This is a genomic window from Chishuiella sp., from assembly GCF_032109125.1.
GTDB lineage: Bacteria > Bacteroidota > Bacteroidia > Flavobacteriales > Weeksellaceae > Empedobacter.
This window is the reverse complement of the sequence record NZ_DAMCLZ010000001.1, coordinates 319,299-340,837: the sequence shown is the minus strand read 5'-3', so window position 1 is coordinate 340,837 and position 21,539 is coordinate 319,299. Positions and strand designations below refer to the sequence as shown.

The 21,539-nt window shown below is 28.1% G+C and carries 18 protein-coding genes; 13 read left to right on the top strand and 5 right to left on the bottom strand.

Annotated elements, in window-relative coordinates; translation table 11 throughout:
• The first annotated feature begins 3 nt into the window (after positions 1 to 3).
• From dapB to RT575_RS01465, 5 genes are all read left to right on the top strand, one after another.
• On the top strand, positions 4 to 708 hold the full coding sequence (dapB, locus tag RT575_RS01485) for a 4-hydroxy-tetrahydrodipicolinate reductase (protein WP_313578268.1): 705 nt from the start codon (positions 4 to 6) through the stop codon (positions 706 to 708).
• 26 nt (positions 709 to 734) lie between these two features.
• Complete coding sequence (gene lepB, locus RT575_RS01480; protein ID WP_313384401.1) at positions 735 to 2,318, top strand: signal peptidase I; 1,584 nt, start codon at positions 735 to 737, stop codon at positions 2,316 to 2,318.
• Positions 2,319 to 2,416: 98 nt separating this feature from the next.
• The gene (locus RT575_RS01475) at positions 2,417 to 3,022 is read left to right on the top strand and encodes a WbqC family protein (protein WP_313384403.1); all 606 of its coding nucleotides are present in this window, start codon (positions 2,417 to 2,419) and stop codon (positions 3,020 to 3,022) included.
• Between the two features lie 4 nt (positions 3,023 to 3,026).
• Complete coding sequence (locus RT575_RS01470; protein WP_313578266.1) at positions 3,027 to 4,628, top strand: S8 family serine peptidase; 1,602 nt, start codon at positions 3,027 to 3,029, stop codon at positions 4,626 to 4,628.
• 107 nt (positions 4,629 to 4,735) lie between these two features.
• Positions 4,736 to 6,367: a S8 family peptidase gene (locus RT575_RS01465; protein ID WP_313578264.1), complete on the top strand. Its 1,632-nt coding sequence runs from the start codon at positions 4,736 to 4,738 to the stop codon at positions 6,365 to 6,367.
• Positions 6,368 to 6,452: 85 nt separating this feature from the next.
• Here the strand turns inward: RT575_RS01465 and RT575_RS01460 are convergent, their stop codons facing one another.
• On the bottom strand, positions 6,453 to 7,106 hold the full coding sequence (locus tag RT575_RS01460) for a class I SAM-dependent methyltransferase (RefSeq protein ID WP_313578262.1): 654 nt from the start codon (positions 7,104 to 7,106) through the stop codon (positions 6,453 to 6,455).
• Between the two features lie 108 nt (positions 7,107 to 7,214).
• Here RT575_RS01460 and RT575_RS01455 point away from each other — a divergent pair, with 108 nt between their 5' ends.
• Positions 7,215 to 7,796, top strand: a complete 582-nt coding sequence (locus RT575_RS01455) for a DUF6642 family protein (RefSeq protein ID WP_313578260.1) — start codon at positions 7,215 to 7,217, stop codon at positions 7,794 to 7,796.
• 29 nt (positions 7,797 to 7,825) lie between these two features.
• Here the strand turns inward: RT575_RS01455 and uvrA are convergent, their stop codons facing one another.
• Complete coding sequence (uvrA, locus tag RT575_RS01450; protein ID WP_313578258.1) at positions 7,826 to 10,627, bottom strand: excinuclease ABC subunit UvrA; 2,802 nt, start codon at positions 10,625 to 10,627, stop codon at positions 7,826 to 7,828.
• A gap of 227 nt (positions 10,628 to 10,854) precedes the next feature.
• On the opposite strand from uvrA, the gene prmC reads away from it, so the two are divergent.
• From prmC to RT575_RS01435, 3 genes are all read left to right on the top strand, one after another.
• Positions 10,855 to 11,676 carry a peptide chain release factor N(5)-glutamine methyltransferase gene (gene prmC / locus RT575_RS01445; RefSeq protein WP_313578256.1) on the top strand — a complete coding sequence of 274 codons (822 nt, stop codon included), beginning with the start codon at positions 10,855 to 10,857 and terminating at the stop codon, positions 11,674 to 11,676.
• A gap of 110 nt (positions 11,677 to 11,786) precedes the next feature.
• Positions 11,787 to 12,296, top strand: coding sequence for a hypothetical protein (locus tag RT575_RS01440; protein WP_313578254.1), 510 nt, complete (start codon positions 11,787 to 11,789; stop codon positions 12,294 to 12,296).
• 55 nt (positions 12,297 to 12,351) lie between these two features.
• Positions 12,352 to 12,915 (top strand): GNAT family N-acetyltransferase, encoded by a 564-nt coding sequence (locus tag RT575_RS01435; RefSeq protein ID WP_313384418.1) that lies wholly within the window; start codon positions 12,352 to 12,354, stop codon positions 12,913 to 12,915.
• Between the two features lie 48 nt (positions 12,916 to 12,963).
• On the opposite strand, the gene RT575_RS01430 is transcribed toward RT575_RS01435, so the two are convergent.
• The 3 genes from RT575_RS01430 to RT575_RS01420 all read right to left on the bottom strand — a co-directional run bounded on the left by RT575_RS01430 (position 12,964) and on the right by RT575_RS01420 (position 17,403).
• On the bottom strand, positions 12,964 to 13,086 hold the full coding sequence (locus RT575_RS01430) for a hypothetical protein (RefSeq protein WP_313384419.1): 123 nt from the start codon (positions 13,084 to 13,086) through the stop codon (positions 12,964 to 12,966).
• Positions 13,087 to 13,169: 83 nt separating this feature from the next.
• Positions 13,170 to 15,458 carry a GH92 family glycosyl hydrolase gene (locus RT575_RS01425; protein ID WP_313578252.1) on the bottom strand — a complete coding sequence of 763 codons (2,289 nt, stop codon included), beginning with the start codon at positions 15,456 to 15,458 and terminating at the stop codon, positions 13,170 to 13,172.
• 70 nt (positions 15,459 to 15,528) lie between these two features.
• Positions 15,529 to 17,403: an Nramp family divalent metal transporter gene (locus RT575_RS01420; RefSeq protein WP_313578250.1), complete on the bottom strand. Its 1,875-nt coding sequence runs from the start codon at positions 17,401 to 17,403 to the stop codon at positions 15,529 to 15,531.
• Between the two features lie 486 nt (positions 17,404 to 17,889).
• On the opposite strand from RT575_RS01420, the gene RT575_RS01415 reads away from it, so the two are divergent.
• The 4 genes from RT575_RS01415 to RT575_RS01400 all read left to right on the top strand — a co-directional run.
• On the top strand, positions 17,890 to 19,197 hold the full coding sequence (locus RT575_RS01415; RefSeq protein WP_313578248.1) for a DEAD/DEAH box helicase: 1,308 nt from the start codon (positions 17,890 to 17,892) through the stop codon (positions 19,195 to 19,197).
• A 253-nt stretch (positions 19,198 to 19,450) separates the two neighbouring features.
• Positions 19,451 to 19,747, top strand: a complete 297-nt coding sequence (locus RT575_RS01410) for a Dabb family protein (RefSeq protein WP_313578246.1) — start codon at positions 19,451 to 19,453, stop codon at positions 19,745 to 19,747.
• Between the two features lie 146 nt (positions 19,748 to 19,893).
• Entirely contained in the window at positions 19,894 to 20,499 is a 606-nt protein-coding gene (locus RT575_RS01405; protein ID WP_313578244.1) for a YigZ family protein, read from the top strand.
• The coding region (locus RT575_RS01400) for an acyltransferase (RefSeq protein ID WP_313578242.1) at positions 20,499 to 21,539 on the top strand (1,041 nt) is incomplete at its 3' end. The genes RT575_RS01405 and RT575_RS01400, both read left to right, overlap by 1 nt.

Here is a 21,539-nt window from a genome sequence, read left to right as displayed (position 1 = left end):
AAAATGAAAATAGCTTTAGTAGGATACGGTAAAATGGGTAAAGCCATAGAAGAAATATTAATACAAAGAGGACATGATGTTGTTCTTAAAATCTCTCGTACTCCTCTTCCTGAAGAATTAAAAAATGTAGAAGTTGCAATAGAATTTTCTAGACCAGAATATGCTTTTGACAACCTTAAAGTATTACTTGAAAATAAAATCCCAACAATATGTGGAACAACTGGTTGGTTAGATAAACAAGATGAAATAAATAAATTTACTTTAGAAAATAATACTGGATTTATTTATGCTTCTAATTTTAGTTTAGGAGTCAATCTATTTTTTGATTTAAATGAAAAACTTGCAAAAATGATGAGCAAGTATCGTAATGAATATCAAATTAATTTAGAAGAAATACACCATACTCAAAAATTAGATGCTCCTTCGGGAACAGCTATTACAATTGCTGAAGGAATTATAGAACAAACTTCATATACTTCTTGGTCTTTAGATCAAAAAGCTGATGATATTATTCCAATTGAAGCAAAAAGAATTGAAAATGTACCTGGTACTCATATCGTTCAATACAATTCAGAAATTGATACAATAGAAATATCTCATACTGCACATTCTCGAAAAGGATTTGCATTAGGTGCTGTAATTGCTGCTGAATGGATTTTCGATAAAAAAGGTATATTTTCTATGAAAGATGTACTTGAACTAAACTAATTTAAAATATTTAATATCAATTTCTTATGAATATATTAATCTATTGGCTTATTGGATATATTTTTGCCAATCTAATCTTTGGAGTTGCTACATGGAAACTTTATAAAAATGCTGGAAAACAGGCTTGGCAAGCTTATATTCCTTTCATTAATATCTGGCAAGGACTTTCTATCATACATAGACCAAAATGGTGGATTGTATTATTTTATATCCCTATTGTTGGTCCAATTTTTTGGTTAGTTTTCTTTGTAGATTTAGGGGATGCCTACGGAAAAATTGAAACTAAGGATAAAATTATTATGGTTTTAACTTTAGGTCTTTACATTTTTGCAGTTAACTACTCTGATAATCCCAAATATTTAGGTCCAGAACAACGTAAACCTACTTTTATTTCATCACTATTATTTGCATTAGTTCTTGCAACTTTAGTACACAATTGGTTTATACAACCTATGATTGTACCAACAGGTTCTATGGAAAATACTATAAAAATTGGTGATGCGCTATTTGTAGAAAAAATTAGTCACGGAGCCAGAGTTCCTATGACTCCTATTGGTATTCCTTTTTCTGAATTTATTTATCGTGATGGATTTATTGATAAAGCTAGATTACCATACATGCGCTTACCTGGTTGGAGAGCATTAAAATCTAATGATATTGTAGTATTTAACTATCCAACAGATTCTGTATATTCTGCAATTGATCGTAAAGATGCATACGTAAAACGTTTAGTTGGTCTACCAGGCCAAACTGTACAAGTAAGAAATGGAATTTTATATGTTGACGGAAAAAAATTCATCCCTAAAAAAGATGCTCAAGTTCAACATGCTTATATGGTGATTACTAAAACACCATTCAGTGATAAGTTATTGTATGAAAACTTCGGAATTAATCCTACAGGAAGTGATTTCCAAAAAAATGATTATTTTGTTCAAAAAAATGAAGATGGAAATTTAGCTTACTATTTCAAAGCTCTTACTGATGCTCATGTAGCAGCAATGAAATCTAATACCAATGTAATTTCTGTAGAACCAATTTTAGATCCTGTTGGACAAAAAACTGAACATATTGTTAATGGAAAAATTGATAGTACAAATACTATTTTCCCTGTTAATAAAAATTGGAATCCTGATCAATACGGACCATTATATATACCTAAAAAAGGAGATAATGTTGAAATTACAAAAGAATCTTTACCTCAATTCATTAATATTTTACGTAAATATGAACATAATAATCTACGTATAGATTCAGCAAATGGAAAATTTGATGTTTATATTAATGATCAAAAAACAAACAAATACCAAATTAAACAAGATTATTATTTTATGATGGGTGATAATAGAAATCAATCATTAGATGCTCGTTTCTTTGGTTACGTTGGTGAAGATCACATTATAGGAAGACCAATTATGATTTGGGCTAATATGAATGGAATGTTTGAGCCAACAGCTCCTAAAAAGTTCATTTGGAACCGTTTCTTTACATCAATAAATAATGATGATCCAAATAAAACATCATATGGTATATATGTTTTAATCGCTTTAATTGCTTGGATTGGTTATGATATTGTAAAAGCAAGAAAAGAAAAAAAGAAAAATAAATACTAAGAAAATTAAACTCTTAGATAATAAATAACAATCAAAATTGTGCATTATAACTCATCTTATAATGCACAATTTTATATCATAGAAATAATATAATTAAAATGAAAAATACATTTTCAGCTTTTTATTTTGGGCCGATTGATTATTATGCAGAAATGCTAAAAAGCGAGAATTTATCGATTGAAGTTTTTGAAAATTTTCAAAAACAAACTTACCGTAATCGTATGAATATCTTAGGTGCAAATGGAAAATTAATGCTTAATATTCCTATTCTTCATAACGGAACTAGATTATTTAAAGATTTACAACCTTCATATGAATATGATTGGCAAAAAGAACATTTCAAATCAATAAAATCAGCTTATCGTAGTTCTCCATATTTTGAATATTACGAAGATGATATTGCTCCATTTTATGAACAGAAAGAAAAATATCTTTTAGATTTTAATCTAAAAACAATTGATTTTATCAATCAAAAGTTAAAATTAGATTTAGCTATTGATAAAACTGAAAATTTCGAAAAAATAAATATAGAAAACGACTTCAGAAATCAATTTTCTGCTAAAAAAGAACCTCAGTACAAATTACCTGAATATGCTCAAGTTTTTGATGAGAAATTTGGTTTCATTGAAGGTTTAAGTATCTTAGACTTATTATTTAGTGAAGGTCCTAGTACTGCTATTTATTTAAAAAACATACTAAAATAACAACATGAGAAAATTATTTATTGCTTTAGGATTTGCATTTACTTTAGGATTTGCTCAAGCACAAACTGCTGAAGTTCCTAAAGAAAAATGGTACCATGCAGGTATTGAACAAACTGGAATTTATGGTGTAAATACAGATCAAGCTTTAGACTTTTTAAAACAACACAAACGTAAAGCAAATACAATTATAGTTGGTGTTTTAGATAGTGGTGTAGAAAATTTCCATGAAGATTTAAAAGCTAATATGTGGAAAAATCCAAAGGAGATTCCAGGTAATGGTATTGATGATGATAAGAATGGATATATAGATGATGTTTACGGTTGGTCTTTTTTAGGTACAGCTAAAGGGATAAGCTATAATGATGATACAACCGAAGTAACAAGAGTTTACAAACATTTAGCTGAAAAATATGATACTTATAATCAGAAAAAAAATCAATTAGCTATATCAAATAATCCTTCTGAATATGCAGAATTTCAACGTGTACAAAAAGATTATTTAACTGCTGTTGGAAAAGCTAAATATAACCAACAAGTTGGTCAAGCTAGGTTAAATGCTATTGAAGGAGGAATCAATAAAATGGTTTTAGAATTTGGTGATACTAAATTATCAAAAGATATCTTAAATAATTATCAACCTACAGATTCTCAAATCTTAGAATCACTATGGATTTTTGGAGAACTTAAAGAAGAGCAATGGATAGGTAAAACAATGCAAGAAGTTGCTAATTTTTATTTAGCTTCAGCTCGTCGTGCTGCTAAGGGTGATGCATTAACTTCTCATCTTAATTTAAACTTAGTTGATCGAAAAGATGTAGATAATCCAAGCGATAAAACAGAACGTTTTTATGGAAATAACGACTCAAATGGACCAGAATCAACTCATGGTACACATGTTGCAGGAATTATTGGTGCTGTAAGAGGAAATAACATTGGTTCTGAAGGTACTGCTGGAGGTAACAATGTAAAAATAATGTCTGTCCGTACCGTTCCAAATGGTGATGAACGTGATAAAGATGTTGCTAATGCAATTCGCTATGCTGTAGACAATGGAGCTAAAATATTAAATATGTCATTTGGTAAAACTTTTTCTCCTGATAAAGAATTAGTTTGGGATGCATTTAAATATGCTTCTGACAAAGGTGTTTTAATTGTTAAAGCAGCTGGTAATAGCAATGAAAATATTGATATAGATATTCACTACCCTACAAATTTTAAAAATAATCAACCAGTATCTAAATCTGTTCTTACTGTTGGTGCATCTACTAAGGATCCAAATGCATTAAAAGCTCGTTTTTCTAATTATGGTAAAAAATCTGTTGATGTTTTTGGCCCTGGTCAAGAAATATATGCAACTTACCCTGGAGTAGACCAATATAGATTTTTAAACGGTACTTCTATGGCTTCTCCTGCTGTTGCTGGTGTTGCTGCATTAGTTTGGTCACATTATCCTAAACTAACTGCAGAAGATATTCGATCAATTTTAATGGAAACTGTAAATAAAAATGATCAATTAAAAGATATTTCTGTTTCTGGTGGTGTTATTGATTCTTATAAAGCTGTTCAAAAAGCTGAGGAAATTTATAAGCAACGTAAATTAAAATAATTATTTAACACAATATTATAAAAAGGCTCCTATTTTTGGAGTCTTTTTTGTGTAATCTCAAAACATTAATATAAAACTATTTTATAATAGTTACAATAAAAACAAGTATGAAAAAATTCTTATTAAGTATATCTGTTGCTATGTTTATTGGTGTAACATCTTTTGCACAAGAAACAGCTACAGTACAAACTCCAAAAATAGATCAAAAACAATGGCAACATGCTTCAATTGAAAAAGATAGTATATATGGTGTTGATACAAAAGATGCTATTCAATTCTTAAAAGCAAATAAACGTAAGCCTTCACAAATTATAGTTGGTGTATTAGATTCTGGAGTAGAAATTACTCATCCTGATCTTAGAGATAATATCTGGATAAATGCAAAAGAAGTGGCAGGTAATGGAAAAGATGATGACAAAAATGGTTACATTGACGATGTAAACGGTTGGAATTTCATTGGTGGAAAAGATGGAAAAAATGTTGATGGTGATACATTAGAACTTACAAGATTATATGTAAAATATACCAACCTTTTCGAAAAAAGTGCTGATAAAGAACAAAACAAATCTAAATTTCCTGAACAATTTGCAGAATATCAGAAAGTAAAAAATGAATTCGAAAATAAATTAGCTGAAGCTAAACAAGGTGCTGCACAATATGGACAATTATCAGAAGTTTTTACTGCTGCATTTCCTACTTTAATTAAAGAATGGGGTGATAAAGAATTAAATCAAAAAAATATGATGTCTTTTCAACCTCAATCACAAGAAGCTAAACAAGGTATGTCTATTTTTGCTATGTTACCACAAGAAGCTTGGGAAGGAAAAACTATGAAAGAATTTACTGATTCTGTACTAAAAGAAGTAAATGAGGGGCTTAAATACTATAAAGAGCAAGTAGACACAAACTTAAATATTAATTTAGATCCAAGACCTATTGTAGGTGATAACTATGATGACCTTACAGAACGTTTCTATGGAAATAATGATGTTGATGGACCTGATGCATTACATGGAACTCACGTTTCTGGAATTATTGCTGCAAAAACGGGTAATGGAATCGGTATGGATGGTATAGCTGGTGATGGTTATGTAAAAATCATGTCAGTAAGAACTGTTCCAAATGGTGATGAACGTGATAAAGATATAGCAAATGCAATTCGTTATGCAGTTGATAATGGAGCTAAAATATTAAACATGTCTTTTGGGAAAGCATATTCTCCAGATAAAAAAGTTGTTTGGGAAGCATTCAAATATGCTGAGAAAAAAGGAGTTTTATTAATAAAAGCTGCAGGTAATGACAATGTAAATATAGATGAAGATATACACTTCCCTACTGTATATGATACAAATGGTAATGTAGTTTCTAATAATGTAATTACTGTTGGTGCAAACACAATGGATAATAACAACCTAAGAGCAAGCTTTTCTAATTACGGTAAAAAATCTGTTGATGTTTTTGCTCCTGGAGCAGCTATTTATTCAACTGTACCTAATAAAGATGGAGAATATAAAGATTTGGATGGAACATCTATGGCATCTCCAGTTGTAGCTGGTGTTGCAGCATTAGTATGGTCTCATTATCCAAAACTTTCAGTTCAACAAATCAGACAAGTCATTGTAGACTCAGTAAATAAAAATGATCAATTAAAAGACATATCTGTTACTGGTGGTGTTGTTGATGCATACAAAGCTGTACAATTAGCTGAAAAAATATATAAAGAAAATAAATTGAAATAAATAATTACTTCAATTAATGTGATTTTTATTAATAAAAAAGGGTTAGATTACTAAAGTAATTTAACCCTTTTGATTATAAATTAATTTATTTAGATACAACAATATTAATAGATTCTCTTTCAACCTCATCTCCTGATTTACTTATTACATTTTCTGTAAAACTGTCAATTTCTTCTATTTTAAAATTTGATAGTTTTAATAAATTAATTACTTCATTCTCAGAATAAAGTTTAAAACCAAATTCAGTAAAAGGTAATGTTTTCATAAAACTAGAAGTAGAAAAAGTTAAAGAAAATAAACCATTAAATTTTAATACCCTATAAATTTCTTTTAAAAAAGATTCAGGATTTTCCCAAAAATAAATTGTATTTACTGTAAAGATTTTATCAAATCTTTTTTCATGAAAATGAATTTTATTTCCATCAAAAAGTTCAAATCTTATATCTGTTTTTAAAAAATGTATATTATTATCTAATGCATTACTTTTCATTATCTCCGAAACTTCTAAACCAATATAACCTAGAAAGTCTGCTTGTTTTAAAACATAGTCTAAATGCTTACAATTCCCATGACCTAACTCTAGTAATTGGTCTTTATTTTTTATTTGTAATGAATCTATTGCTTTTTTAGTCATACCAAAGTTATTGGTATTCATAATTTCGCCAATTTCTTTTCCATAATCGCCAGTTGGACAACTTAATTGCCTGGCTAACTCTTGTAAATCAATGCCATTACTCATGTTAATTCATATTAATTAGAACGTTTCTAAATTAAGTATTTATTTTTTAAAAATTAATGAGTTAAGTCAGTTTACTATTCTTTAAATTTGTGTATTAAAATTAAAATAATGAGTGATATTTCTATAATTGATGAGATTGATGATTTCAAAATTTTTTGTTTAGAAGGAGTTGAAAATATAGAAGTTGAAAATGACACTATATTAATTGATTTCTTACATAAACTAGCTAAAAAATTCGAAATTACAAGTATGTACAAAACTTGTGATAGTATAGAGAGTTTTGAAGAAAGTATTAGTAACCTTTTATATCATGATAGAGATTTTAAAGATTATAAAATTATTTATTTAGTATTTCAAGGGGATGAAAATCAAATACAAATAGATGATTATTATTATAGTTTAGAAGAAATCGCAGAGTTTTTCCAAGGTAAATTAACTGATAAAATAGTTCATTTCTCTAATATAAAAAATCTAGATTTAGAAGATGAATCTTTTCAGTATTTTTTAGATGTCACAGGAGCAAAAGCTTTATCAGGATATATTAACCCCTCACCTATTTTAAGTACTGTATTAGATCAATATTATTTTTCTATTGCAAGAGAAACAGATGATGTTGTAGAATTAGTTCACCTGCTTTTCGAAAAATACTCATCAATGTGTACTACATTAGGATTTCGATTATATCATTAGAAAAATGATATAATCGAAATTATATTTTTTTAAATTTTATCTTTAAGAAATTGAGCAGTATAAGATGCTTCTATTTTTATAATATCTTCAGGAATTCCTTCCGCTACTAAATATCCACCTTTCTTACCTCCTTCTGGACCTAAATCAATTATCCAATCTGCAACTTTTATGATATCCATATTGTGTTCTATCACAAAAACTGAATGACCCAAATCTATTAATGCTCGTAATGCTTTTATTAATTTCTGAATATCATGAAAATGTAATCCAGTAGAAGGTTCATCGAAAATAAATAAAGTTTTATTTGTAGTTTCTCCTTTTGTTAAAAAATAAGCAAGTTTAACACGTTGTGCTTCCCCACCAGAAAGTGTATTTGATGATTGTCCTAATTTTACATAACCAAGACCAACATCTTGAAGTGGTTTTAATTTATCTACAATCTTTTTTTGATTAAACTCTCCAAAAAATTCTATCGCATCATCAATTGTTAAATTTAAAATGTCTGAAATTGATTTACCTTCAAATTTAACTTCTAAAACCTCTTTCTTAAAACGCTCTCCATGACAATCTTCACATAACAATTCAACATCAGCCATAAACTGCATCTCAATTGTAATCGTTCCTTCTCCTTTACATGTATCACATCTTCCTCCATCAACATTAAAAGAAAAGTGTTTGGCTTGGAATCCCATTACTTTACTTGCTTTTTGTGAAGCAAATAAATTACGAATATCATCGTAAGCTTTTACATAAGTAACAGGATTAGAACGAGAGGATTTACCAATAGGATTCTGATCGATTAATTCAATTCCTTCTAATTGACGTAAATCACCTACCAATTCATCAAAATCTCCGATTTTATTTCCAAAAATTTCAAAATGTCGCTGTACTGCAGGTGCAAGAATATCTTTCATTAATGTTGACTTACCTGAACCAGAAACTCCTGTAATTACAGTTAATGCATTCAAAGGAAATTTAACATCAATATTTTTTAAATTATTTTCTCTTGCTCCTATAATTTTTAAATAATTGGAAGATTTTAAACGATGTTTTGGGATTTCAATTTCCATTTTACCGTTTAAATATTGTGATGTAAGTGTATTAGCTTTCAGTAATTCTTTATATGTTCCTTCAAAAACAACTTCACCTCCATGTGTTCCAGCTTCAGGACCAATATCTATAATATAATCTGCAGCTTTCATAATATCTTCATCATGCTCCACTACAATAACTGTATTACCTAGATCACGTAAACGATGTAAAATTGTAATAAATTTCTCTGTATCACGAGAATGTAATCCAATTGATGGTTCATCTAACACATACATAGAACCTACTAAACTACTTCCTAAAGATGTAGCTAAATTTATTCTTTGTGATTCTCCTCCAGACAAAGTATTTGATGCTCTATTTAACGTTAAATACTCCAAACCTACATCTAATAAGAACGTAAGACGTGAATTAATTTCATAAATAATTCGTCCAGCAATCTGTTTATCATAATCATTAAATTCTATAGTAGAAAAGAAATCATGTAATTCATTTAAAGGTAAATCGACTAAATCATTGATTGATTTATCAGCTATTTTTACATAATTTGTTTCTTTTCTAAGACGCTTACCTTTACAAGTAGGACAAATAGTTTTTCCTCGGTAACGAGAAAGCATTACACGGTATTGAATTTTATAGGTATTTTCTTCAACCATTTTAAAGAATCCATTAATACCTTCCCAATTAGAATCACCTTGCCACAAATAATCTTTTTGTTCGTCTGTTAATTCGAAATAAGGTTTGTGTATAGGAAAATCTTTTTGCTGAGCTTGTTTTATAAAATGCATTTTCCACTCGCTCATCTTCTCACCTTTCCAAGCTACAATTGCATCTTCATAAATAGATAAAGATTTATTAGGTACAACCAAATTTTCTTCTATTCCAATCACTTTTCCATAACCTTCACAAGAAGGACAAGCTCCATAAGGATTATTGAAACTAAAGAAATGTATATTAGGTTCATTAAAAATTAATCCATCAGCTTCAAACTTATTAGAAAAATATTTATATGAATCATTTTCTATATTAACAATAATAATTTCTCCTTTCCCTTCGAAAAAAGCAGTTTCTATAGAATCAGCCAAACGATGATAAAATGATTCTTCATCTTCTGTTGGTAAAGCAATACGATCTATAATAAGATGTATTTCATTTTCTGGCTGTGGCTCAAAATTAAAAGATATTAAATCTTCTATTTTCACTTGTTTACCATCTACACTTAAACGTGTAAAACCTTGTTGTTGTAATATGGTAAGATGCTCAGGAAATGTACGTTCTTCAGGAACAACTAATTTTATTTGTAGAATAAACTTCGTTTCGGGCTGAAACGATTTAAGATAATCAACAACATCAGTTACAGAATCTTTTTGAACTAATTCTCCTGTAATTGGCGAATATGTTTTTCCAATTCGTGCATAAAGCAATTTTAGATAATCATAAACTTCCGTTGTTGTACCGACAGTTGAACGAGGATTAGTAGAATTTACTTTTTGCTGAATTGCAATGGCTGGAGCAATTCCTTTTATATAATCTACTTGTGGTTTATCTAATTTTCCTAAAAACTGTCTTGCATATGAAGATAAACTTTCTACATAACGACGTTGTCCTTCTGCATACAATGTATCGAAAGCCAAAGTTGATTTTCCAGAACCAGACATTCCGGTAATTACAACAAGTTTATTTTTGGGAATTGCTAAATCTATGTTTTTCAGATTATGCAATTTTGCTCCTTTTATCAGAATAAATTCCTTTGGATCGAGTTGATTGATATCTTTTTTCATTTGGATAACAAAGATAACTCTTTTTAAAAAAATTATATTATGTAATATGGCAATAATATTTTATTTCATCTATTACTAAATTATTTAATTTGCAAAAGCGATTGAAGTGGAAATCCTTTTTTTGAAGCAATAAAGCGAAGAAAAAAGATTATGAACGAGAAAGCGCGGCCTGAAAGGTTTGCCCAAAAAATTAATATAATCGGTTTATCTTTGTAAAAAATTATATAATGACATTAGCTGAATTAAAACAAATTTTTACTTCAAAACTCGAACAATGTTATGACAAAGATGAAATAGAACAACTATTTTTAATCTATATAGAAGATAAATTAAATTTAACTTACATTCCTTCCTTTATTATTGAAAATAACGATGATATTGAAAAAGATATTAGTCAATTACAAGAAAATAAACCAATACAGCATATTACTGGAAAAGCTTTCTTTTATGATAATTTCTATAAAGTAAATGAGTTTACATTGATTCCAAGACCAGAAACAGAAGAATTAATCGAATTAATTAGAACGAATCATTTAGAAAATGATTCGTTATCAATCATTGATTTAGGTACTGGAACTGGATGTATTCCTATTACATTAAAAAAAATATTTCATAATGCTGATGTTTCTGCAATAGATATTTCTAAAGAAGCGTTAATAGTTGCGAAAACAAATGCTGAAAATATTATAAAAAATGAAATCTCATTTTATGAAAAAGATTTATTAAAGGATATTAATTTAAATAAAAAATTTGATATTATTATTTCTAATCCTCCATATATAAGAGAATTAGAAAAACAAGAAATGCATAAAAATGTTTTAGATTTCGAACCTCATCTTGCACTTTTCGTTGATAATAATGACCCTCTCATTTTTTATAAAAGAATTATTGAATTCGCTAAAAAACATTTGAAAAATCAAGGTTTCATTTATTGCGAAATTAATCAATACTTACCTTATGAAACAAAAGAATTATTTGAAGAATATTACAGTAATGTAAAATTAATAAAAGATATTTCTGGTAATTATAGGATGATAAGTGCAAATTAATTATTATATTTAACTTGAATTATTATTCTTTATAACATCATTTAAGAAATGAAAATGGCATTATAATTGTAACACTAAACTATTATTAAAACAATTAAAAAAACATAACTATGAAAAAATTATTCGTATTAGCAGCAGTTGCATCATTATCTTTTGCTACTTCTTGTAAAAAAGAAGCTGATAAGACAGTTGAAACTGAAGTAACAGTTGATTCTCTAGCAAATGATTCTACAATTGTAACAACTACTACAATTACTGAAACTGAAGCTAAATCAAAATTAGATCAAGCAAAAGCTGATTTAGAAGCTGCAAAAGCAAAAGGAGATAAAGCTGCTGAAGAGGCTGCACAAAAAGCATATGATGATGCTAACAAAGCTTGGGAAGATACAAAAGCTGCCGCTAAAGATGCTGCAACAGATGTAAAAGATGCTGCTAAAGAAGCTGGTCAAAAAATTGATGAAAAAGCTGATAAAGCAAAAGCAGACATCAAAGATGCTGCTAAAGATGCAAAAGAAGATGTTTCTAAAGCTGCAACAGATGTAAAAGATGCTGCTAAAGAAGCTGGTGATAAAGCAAAAGAATCTTATAACAATACTTTAGATAAATTAAAAACAAAATAATTAACTTAAGTTAATTAATAAATAATTTAGCCTTGAGTTTATCAAGGCTTTTTTTATGGAAAATATTAGACAAGCAACTCAAGAAGATTCTAAACAAATTGCTGAAATCATGATTTTAGCAATTGATGAGATTATTTATAGTTTTATTGGAGAAGAGGATTTAGAAAAATCAATTTCATTTTTAGAGCAATTAATCAAACAAAAAAATAATCAATACAGCTATACAAATACAATTGTCGTAGAAATTGATAATAAAATTGTTGGAACTTCAACTTATTATGATGGAGATGACTTATATAAATTAAGACTTCCTGTATTACAATTATTAGAAAGTAAGTATAATAGAAAAATTAATCCTGAAGATGAAACAGGAAAAGGTGAAATATATATTGATACAATTGCTATTTCTCAAGATTATCAAGGAAAAGGTTTAGGATCTAAAATTCTTGATTATTTAATTGAAGAAATAGTTCATAAAGAAAAAAAGACATTGGGATTATTGGTTGATTTAAGAAAACCATCAGCTAAAAAACTATATGAAAGAAAAGGTTTTACAGTTGTAGGTAAAAAATCACTAACTGATATTGAACATGAGCACATGCAAAAAATACCAAAATAAAAAAAGAGATGATATTAAAATATCATCTCTTTTTTTATTTTGAATTAATTAGCTCTTAGCATTATTTCTTCTTTTCTTTTTAATTCTATTTGTTTGAACTAATTTTTTATGATTTGGACTTTTCAATTTTTCTACCAATTCTTGTAAATGATTTTGTTCTTTTGTTGCCATGTTTTTATATTTTTATACTATTAAATTAAACATATTTCTTTTAGAATAAAAAATTAAACAATGGATTATCATTTATTTAACATTTATTTCTTTGGTTTAGAACCCATATAAAATTTAATTTTCCCACCATTTATAATATCCTGATGTTTCAAATTATAAAAATCGTACACTTTGCCATTCAATTCAATTTTTTGAATGTAAATATTCTTTTTGCTTTGATTTTCAACATCTATTATAAAATGTTTTCCATTTTCTAAATTTATAACTGCATTATCCACTAATGGACTACCAATAGCATAACTATCAGATCCTTGTTGAACTGGATAAAAACCCAAAGCACTAAAAATATACCAAGCACTCATTTGTCCTGTATCATCATTTCCTCCTAGTCCATCTGGAGTAGGTTTATATTGCATTTCCAAAATCATACGTATTTTTTCTTGGGTTTTCCATGGCTGATTAACCCAATTATATAAATAAGCTACATGATGAGCTGGCTCATTTCCATGAACATATCCTCCTAAAATACCTTCTCTTGTAATATCTTCTGTATTTTCAAAATATTCATCTGGTAAATGCATACTAAATAATTCATCTAATTTTGCTCCAAATTTCTTTTCACCTCCCATTACATTAATCAATTCATTAGGATTATGGGGAACAAAGAAGCTATAATTCCAAGAATTACCTTCAATAAATCCTTGCCCATGAGTATCTAAAACATCAAATTCCTTTTTAAATGTTCCATTAGCTAATTTAGGTCTCATAAATCCGATTGATATATCATAATTATTTTTCCAATTTTCAGAACGTTTCATATATTCTTTATAAACATCCATTTTATTCAATTTCTTAGCTATTTGAGCAATCGACCAATCATCAAAAGCATATTCTAAAGTATTAGAAACAGAAGTACTGTTGTTTTCAGCAGCAATATAACCTTTCTCTATATACTCTCCTATTCCTTCGTAATCCCTTTTATTTGATGTTACAATACATGCTTCTAACGCTTGATTCGCATCTCCAGTATAAACTCCTTTTACAATAGCATCTGCTAATACAGATACTGAATGATAACCACTCATACACCAATTTTCATTTGCATAATGTGACCATATAGGTAACATTTTTATAGGATTTTGTTCGTAATGCTTCATCATTGATTTTACGATATCATTATTACGAGTTGGTTGAATTAAATTAAAAAAAGGATGTAAAGCTCTATAAGTATCCCATAAAGAAAATGTTGTATAGTTTACAAAGCCATTCGCTTGGTGAACCTCTTGATCTAAACCTTTGTATTCTCCATTGACATCCACATAAGTGGTTGGATTAATAAATGTATGATACATAGCTGTATAGAAGTTTACTTTGTCATTCTTTGAAGCATTAATCTGAATACGATTTAATTCTTTATTCCAATTCTCTTTGGCTTGCTTACGAACCTCTTCAAAATTCCAATCAGGAATTTCTGTTTGTAGATTTTGTAATGCATTTTTTTGACTAACTGGAGAAATTGCAAATTTTATTTTAATCTTTTCATTTTCACTGGTATCAAAATCAAAATACATTTTTATTTTTTTACCTTCAATCAATGGAAAATTCTCATTTTCGTTCCATTTTCTCCAAAAACCTTTATAGTCCAAATTTTGTTCTTCGTTCTTTTGACCATAATTCTTAAATGGTTTAGAAAAAGTCATTGCAAAATAAACTGTTCTGTTTCTAGCCCAACCCCTTGTTTGTCTATAACCTGTAACCAATGTATCATTTATAACTTTTACATAAGTCCAAGTGTTTTTATCATCATAATTGTAAATATTAGAATTTAAATCAAAAATGATATGAGAGTTTGTTGATTGGGGAAAAGTATATTGATGAAATCCTACACGAATTGTTGCTGTCATTTCTGCTACAATATTATAATCATCTAGTTTTACTTTATAATATCCTGCCTCAGCTTGTTCATTTTCATGAGAAAAGTGTGAACGATAACCTGTTTTTGTATCTTCCACTACTCCTACATTCAGTTGTAATTGACCAACCGTTGGCATAATTAAAAAATCACCCAAATCGGAATGCCCAACTCCATTAAAATGTGTATGACTAAATCCTATGATTGTTTTATCTTCATACCTATAACCTGAACAATAATCGTAAGTTTTAGGATTGTATTTATGATTTATAGAATAAGGAACATTATCTGTTTCTGGACTTAGCTGCACAGAACCAAAAGGAACTGTAGCGCCAGGAAAAGTATGCCCCATTTTCTCTGTACCAATAATAGGATTTACATATTTAGTTAAATCTTGTTGTTGTGCATAAATAAGATTAATCCCTGCAATAAATAATGTAAAAAAAACTTTATTTGTCATTCTATATGTTAATTGAATAACTAATTTAATAGAAAACAATTAACATTAAAAGAAAAGCTACAATTAAAAATTACTTTGCAATAAATACTGGTATTTTTACTTTGTGACGAAGTTTATTTACTGTTTCTCCAAAAATAATGTCTTTGAACGTATTATGACCATGAGAACCAACAATCAATAAATCTGCATTTTGCTGTCTACAAACATCTGCAATAGCTTGTACCCTGTTGTTATAACCTAATTCAACACGAATATTATCATACAAAGGTTTCAGCATTTCTGCATATTCTTCTAAACATTTCAAATCAGATTTAGATTCAGAATCATCTGTTTTTTCTCCCATATATTTGGTTGCAGGACTTTCTACAACATGAACTAGAGTAATTTTAGACTCTTTATTTCCTAATTTAGTTACATAATTAAGAACTTTTTCATCGATTATAGAGAAGTCTAAAGCAACTACAATTCTACTAAATGATTGCTGAGGAACTTTATCTACTGAAAATATTTTCAATGGTTGATGAATTTGTCCTTTTTCTATATTATTTTTCTTTTTACTAATGATAGGATAGAAAAAAGTTAATAACAATAAAATTAAAAGTAGAATACCAAATATTACCAATGTAATATTCAGTGTAACAGAATTTCCTTCTTTCATCCAGTTATTAAATTCATCATAAACTAATTGTGCATTTAAAAAAGAAATTACAAATGCAATTATCCATGCAAAAACTTTAGTTGTCGTGTTAATTGCAAAATTTCCCATTTTTGATTTATCACTTACAAAATGAATCAAAGGAATTACAGCAAAAGCCAATTGCATACTAAGAATAACTTGGCTAAATATAAGTAAAGACCCAACTTTACTCTCTCCAGAAAATAGAATAACTAATACAGCTGGAACAACTGCAAGTAAACGTGTTAAAATTCTACGCAACATTGGATTTATACGAAGATGTAAATAACCTTCCATTACAATTTGTCCTGCCAATGTTCCTGTTACGGTAGAACTTTGTCCTGCAAGAATTAATGCTACAGCAAATAATTTTGGAGCTAAGTCTGTTCCTAATGTTATTCCTAATAGATGATAAGCATCCTCTAACTCTGCAACTTGATGATAACCATTCTTATGAAAAACAGAAGCTGCTAAAATAAGAATCGCAGCATTTACAAAAAATGCTAAATTAAGTGCTATAGCACTATCCCAAAAATTATATTTGAGTGCTTTTTTTATAGATTTTTCATCTCTATCAATACGTCTTGTTTGTACCAAGGCCGAGTGTAAATAAAGATTATGTGGCATTACAGTTGCTCCAATAATTCCTATACTTATATACAATGCAGCACTATTAGGTATTGACGGAATAAAACCCTTTGCAACTTCTCCAAAATCTGGTTTTGCAAGAAACATTTCTGTTAGGAAACAAAGTCCAATTAATGTTATAAGCCCTACAATAAAAACTTCCATTTTTCGCATTCCCAAACGTTGCAAATACAACAAAAGAAATGTATCTAAAAAACTAATTAAAACACCATAAATAAGATCTATTCCGAATAATAAATTAAGTCCAATTGCCATCCCCAATATTTCAGCTAAATCACATGCTGCAATTGCTATTTCAGCTAAAACATACAATACAAAATTCAGACCTTTAGGATAAGTTTCTCTATTACATTGTGCTAAATCTTTCCCTCTAACAATTCCCAAACGAGTACATAAACTTTGTAATAACAAAGCCATAATATTACTCATCAATAAAACCCAAATTAATGTATATCCGAACTGGCTACCTCCTGCCAAATCTGTTGCCCAATTTCCAGGATCCATATAACCAACACTTATTAAATAAGCTGGACCAAAAAAACTAAGTATTTTTTTGAATTTTCCTTTTTTTACTTCTACACTCTCGTGTACATCTTCTAGGGATTTACCTTGTTGAGACATTCATATTAATTTAGTATTTCAAATTTAACATAAAAATTGAGCTTTAAATAGATATTTTATCATTTATAAGAAGTTTTATGAAATTATAAAAACAATTTATTTATTGAATTCCAAAATAAATATATATCATTTGTTAACTAATTATTTTTAATTAAAACGCAACATAAATATTGCTCTTTGCACGAGTTGATAATTCAAAATACCCAACAAAAACAACTTTACAAGGTTATTTTATTGGGTAAATAAGTCTATGATAAACACTTTTTTTAGGATAACTACAAGCTTGTTTATTTTTATTCTATTGCTAAAAAGTAACTATTTTTCTGCAATAAGGATTGAAGTGTAAATCCTTTTTCCTCGGAAAAAGATTGCAACGTAAAGCCTGCCCCAAAGGGATTGCCCAAATAAAAAGCATATTGCTATTTGTATAAAGTATTCTGTGCAAGCTATTGTTATTTATCGCTAAAATGTTAGTATTTTTGCAGCATGCAAATGGATTTACTTTATAAAAATTTAGGAATTAAGGACATGAACGCAATGCAAAGATCTGCATTCAAAATGTCTGAAAATGAAAGAGATTTAGTTTTATTATCTCCTACAGGATCTGGAAAAACATTGGCTTTTTTATTTCCTGTCGTTAGAGATTTAAAACCTGACGCAAAAGGCGTACAATGTCTTATTCTGGTTCCAGCTAGAGAATTAGCTTTACAAATAGAAACTGTTTTTAAATCGATGAAAACAGATTATAAAGTTTCTTGTTGCTATGGAGGACATAATACAAAAATAGAGCAAAATAATTTGTTAGAAGCTCCTGCTGTGTTAATTGGAACACCTGGTAGAATTGCATATCATTTACGTAACGAAAATTTTGATCCTTCAACTGTAAATACATTAGTTTTAGATGAGTTTGATAAAGCTTTGGAATTAGGTTTCCAAGAAGATATGAGTTTTATTGTAGAACAACTTTCTGGATTGAAACAACGTATTTTAACTTCTGCAACAGAAATGGTTGATATTCCTGCTTTTGTTGGATTGCAAGATGAAAAGATTGTTAGCTATTTAAAAAATATTGAGGTAAAACCTGATTTACAAATGAAATTGGTGAATACAATTTCTGAAGAAAAATTGGATACTTTATTTAACCTTATTTGTAAAATAGGGAATAAAAGAATGCTTATTTTCTGTAATCACCGAGATGCTGTGGATAGAATAAGTAATTTGCTACATGAAAAAGGAATTGCAAGAGAGAGTTTTCATGGTGGGATGGAGCAAGATGAACGTGAAAGAGCTTTACTAAAGTTTCGAAATGATTCAGTTCGAGTTTTAATCACAACTGATTTAGCAGCTAGAGGATTAGATATTCCTGAGGTTGATTCTATTATTCACTATCAATTACCTCCCAAAGAAGCTGCATTTATTCATAGAAATGGAAGAACAGCTCGTATGAATGCGAAAGGTTTTGTTTACTTAATTATAAGTAATGAAGAACATTTCCCATTTGTGAAAGAAAATTTATTAGTAGAAAACTTAAATGGAACTTATAAAATTCCTGAAAGAACACCATACCAAACAATTTACATTTCGGCAGGTAAAAAAGATAAAGTTAATAAAGTTGATATTGTTGGTTTCTTATTTAAAAAAGGAAACTTGGAAAAGAACGATGTTGGGCTAATTGAAGTAAAAGATACGACTTCTTATGTAGCTATCAACAGAAAAAAAGTACCTGAAATTTTAAAGAAATTAAATGGTCAGAAAATAAAAACGAAAAAAGTTAAAATGCAAATTGCTTACTAATTTGTAAAAAATACATTTAAATATTGTTATAAATAATTTAATAGAAAAAGCTCCTATTTGGAGCTTTCCTATTTATGAAAATTTTATCATTTATTAAGGATTTTTAAAGTTGATTAAGCGAAAAGAAAAAGTTATATTTGTTATACAACTTTCAATTAAAATAATTGATATTTTTTAAAAAATATTTTAATTGAAAATTTAATTGAATGGATTTAAAAAATTAATTATTAATTACTTACAAAAAACAAAAACAATGTTAGCACATCACGTATTATTTTGGTTAAAAGACGATATTACAGAAGCTGAATATAAAGAATTTGAAACAGCTGCTAGAAATTTAGAAAATATAAATCTAGCTAAATTTTTTCACGTAGGAACACCAGCAGATATTGTAAGAGACGTTGTAGATGGATCTTACTCATTTTCTCTTTTTGGAGCTTTTGAAACAATGGAAGAATTCCAAGCTTATCAAAAACATCCGCAACATGTCGAATTTTTAAATGGCCCAAACAAATATGCTAAAAAAGTGGTTATCTACGATGCCGACTAATCAATAACAATATTTCATAGCTTTTAACAGAATAAAGCATCAAACAATAAAATATTTTATTGTTTGATGCTTTATTTCTTTTTATATAAAAGACTACAGAAATATATTTTTAACTTTGTTGCACTTTTGTAAATGCCAAAATAAAAATGACTGATAGTTACCAAACGATTGAAAAACCTATAGAAGATGTCATTTTCAAAGAACTAGGAAGTAAGTTTATCAATTATGCTTATCCTGTAGAAAATGAAGATGAGATAAAAATGTATTTGGAAAATTTATACGAAATTCATCCTGATGCTAACCATCATTGTTATGCTTATATTCTTGGAATCGATAAAAAAAATTATCGTGCTAATGACGATGGTGAACCAAGTGGTTCTGCAGGTTTACCAATTTATAATCAATTATTATCAGCTGAAATTACCAATATTCTTGTGGTTTCCGTTCGCTATTTCGGAGGAACAAAACTTGGAATTCCTGGACTTGTAAAGGCTTATAAATATGCTGCGCAAGTTGTTTTAGAAGAAGCTAAAATTGTAGAGCGATTTGTATCCAAACGCATAAAAATGATTTTCAATTACGACCAACAAGGAATTGTTGAACGAAATGTTGAACGAATGGATGGAACAGTAAAAGATAAACATTTTTCCGATAAATGTATGTTTACTATTTCTGTTCGTGAAAGTAAATTAAATGAATTTATACATATGTTTGATGAATATTATCAAATGGAAATCAAAGTTTTAGACTAATGCTAAAAAGTTTAACTTCCTTACGTTTCTTCTTTGCTCTTGCTGTTTTTTTAAGTCATTTGACATTTGTAAAAACAAATTTAGTTTGGTATAATTGGCTAAAAAATAATGTGTTTTTTGAAGGTTATTTAGGTGTTGGTTTCTTTTTCATTCTTAGTGGTTTTGTATTGGCACTTAATTATGAAAGAAAAATTATAGACAATCCTGATTTCAATAAAAAGAAATTTTACATTGCTCGTGTGGCTAGAATTTATCCTTTACATGTACTTACATTTATAATTATGTTACCTTTTGTTATAATTAACGTTTGGAAAGGTTACATACATTGGGATATTCCTATTCTTAATTTATTTTTATTACAATCCTATATTCCTATTAAAGATTATTACTTTTCTATTAATAATGTTTCTTGGAGTATTTCTACAGAATTTTTCTTTTACATTATGTTTCCATTCTTTGTAATATGGTTACATAAATTTCCTAAATTAAAATATTTACTATTATTAATTATTCCTGCTATTTTTATTACTGAACCATATTTTCGTTCAGATTTAGCACTAGAAAAAGGGATATTTTATATTAATCCAATTGTCAGAAGTTTTGATTTTATTCTTGGAATAATTACTTTTCAAATCTATGATAAAATTAAAAATTATAAAATAGATACAATTAAAGGAAATTTACTCGAAATAGCATCTATTTTAATTTTAGGTATTTTTTTCTATTTCCATTTAGATATACAAAGAGCATTTCGTTACGGGATATATTACTGGATTCCAATGGTTGCTATTGTTCTTACTTTTGCTTTACAAAAAGGATTTATTTCTAAAATTTTACAACATAAAATTTTTGTATACCTTGGTGAAATTAGTTTTTCATTTTACATGATACATATGATTATTATAAAATATGGCAATCAATATCTTCCAAAAATAAATGATTTCACAAAAATTGCTATTTATTTTGTTGTTGCTCTTTTTTTGAGTGCTATTATTTTCGAATATTTTGAAAAACCAATTGCAAAATGGATAAAAAAACGG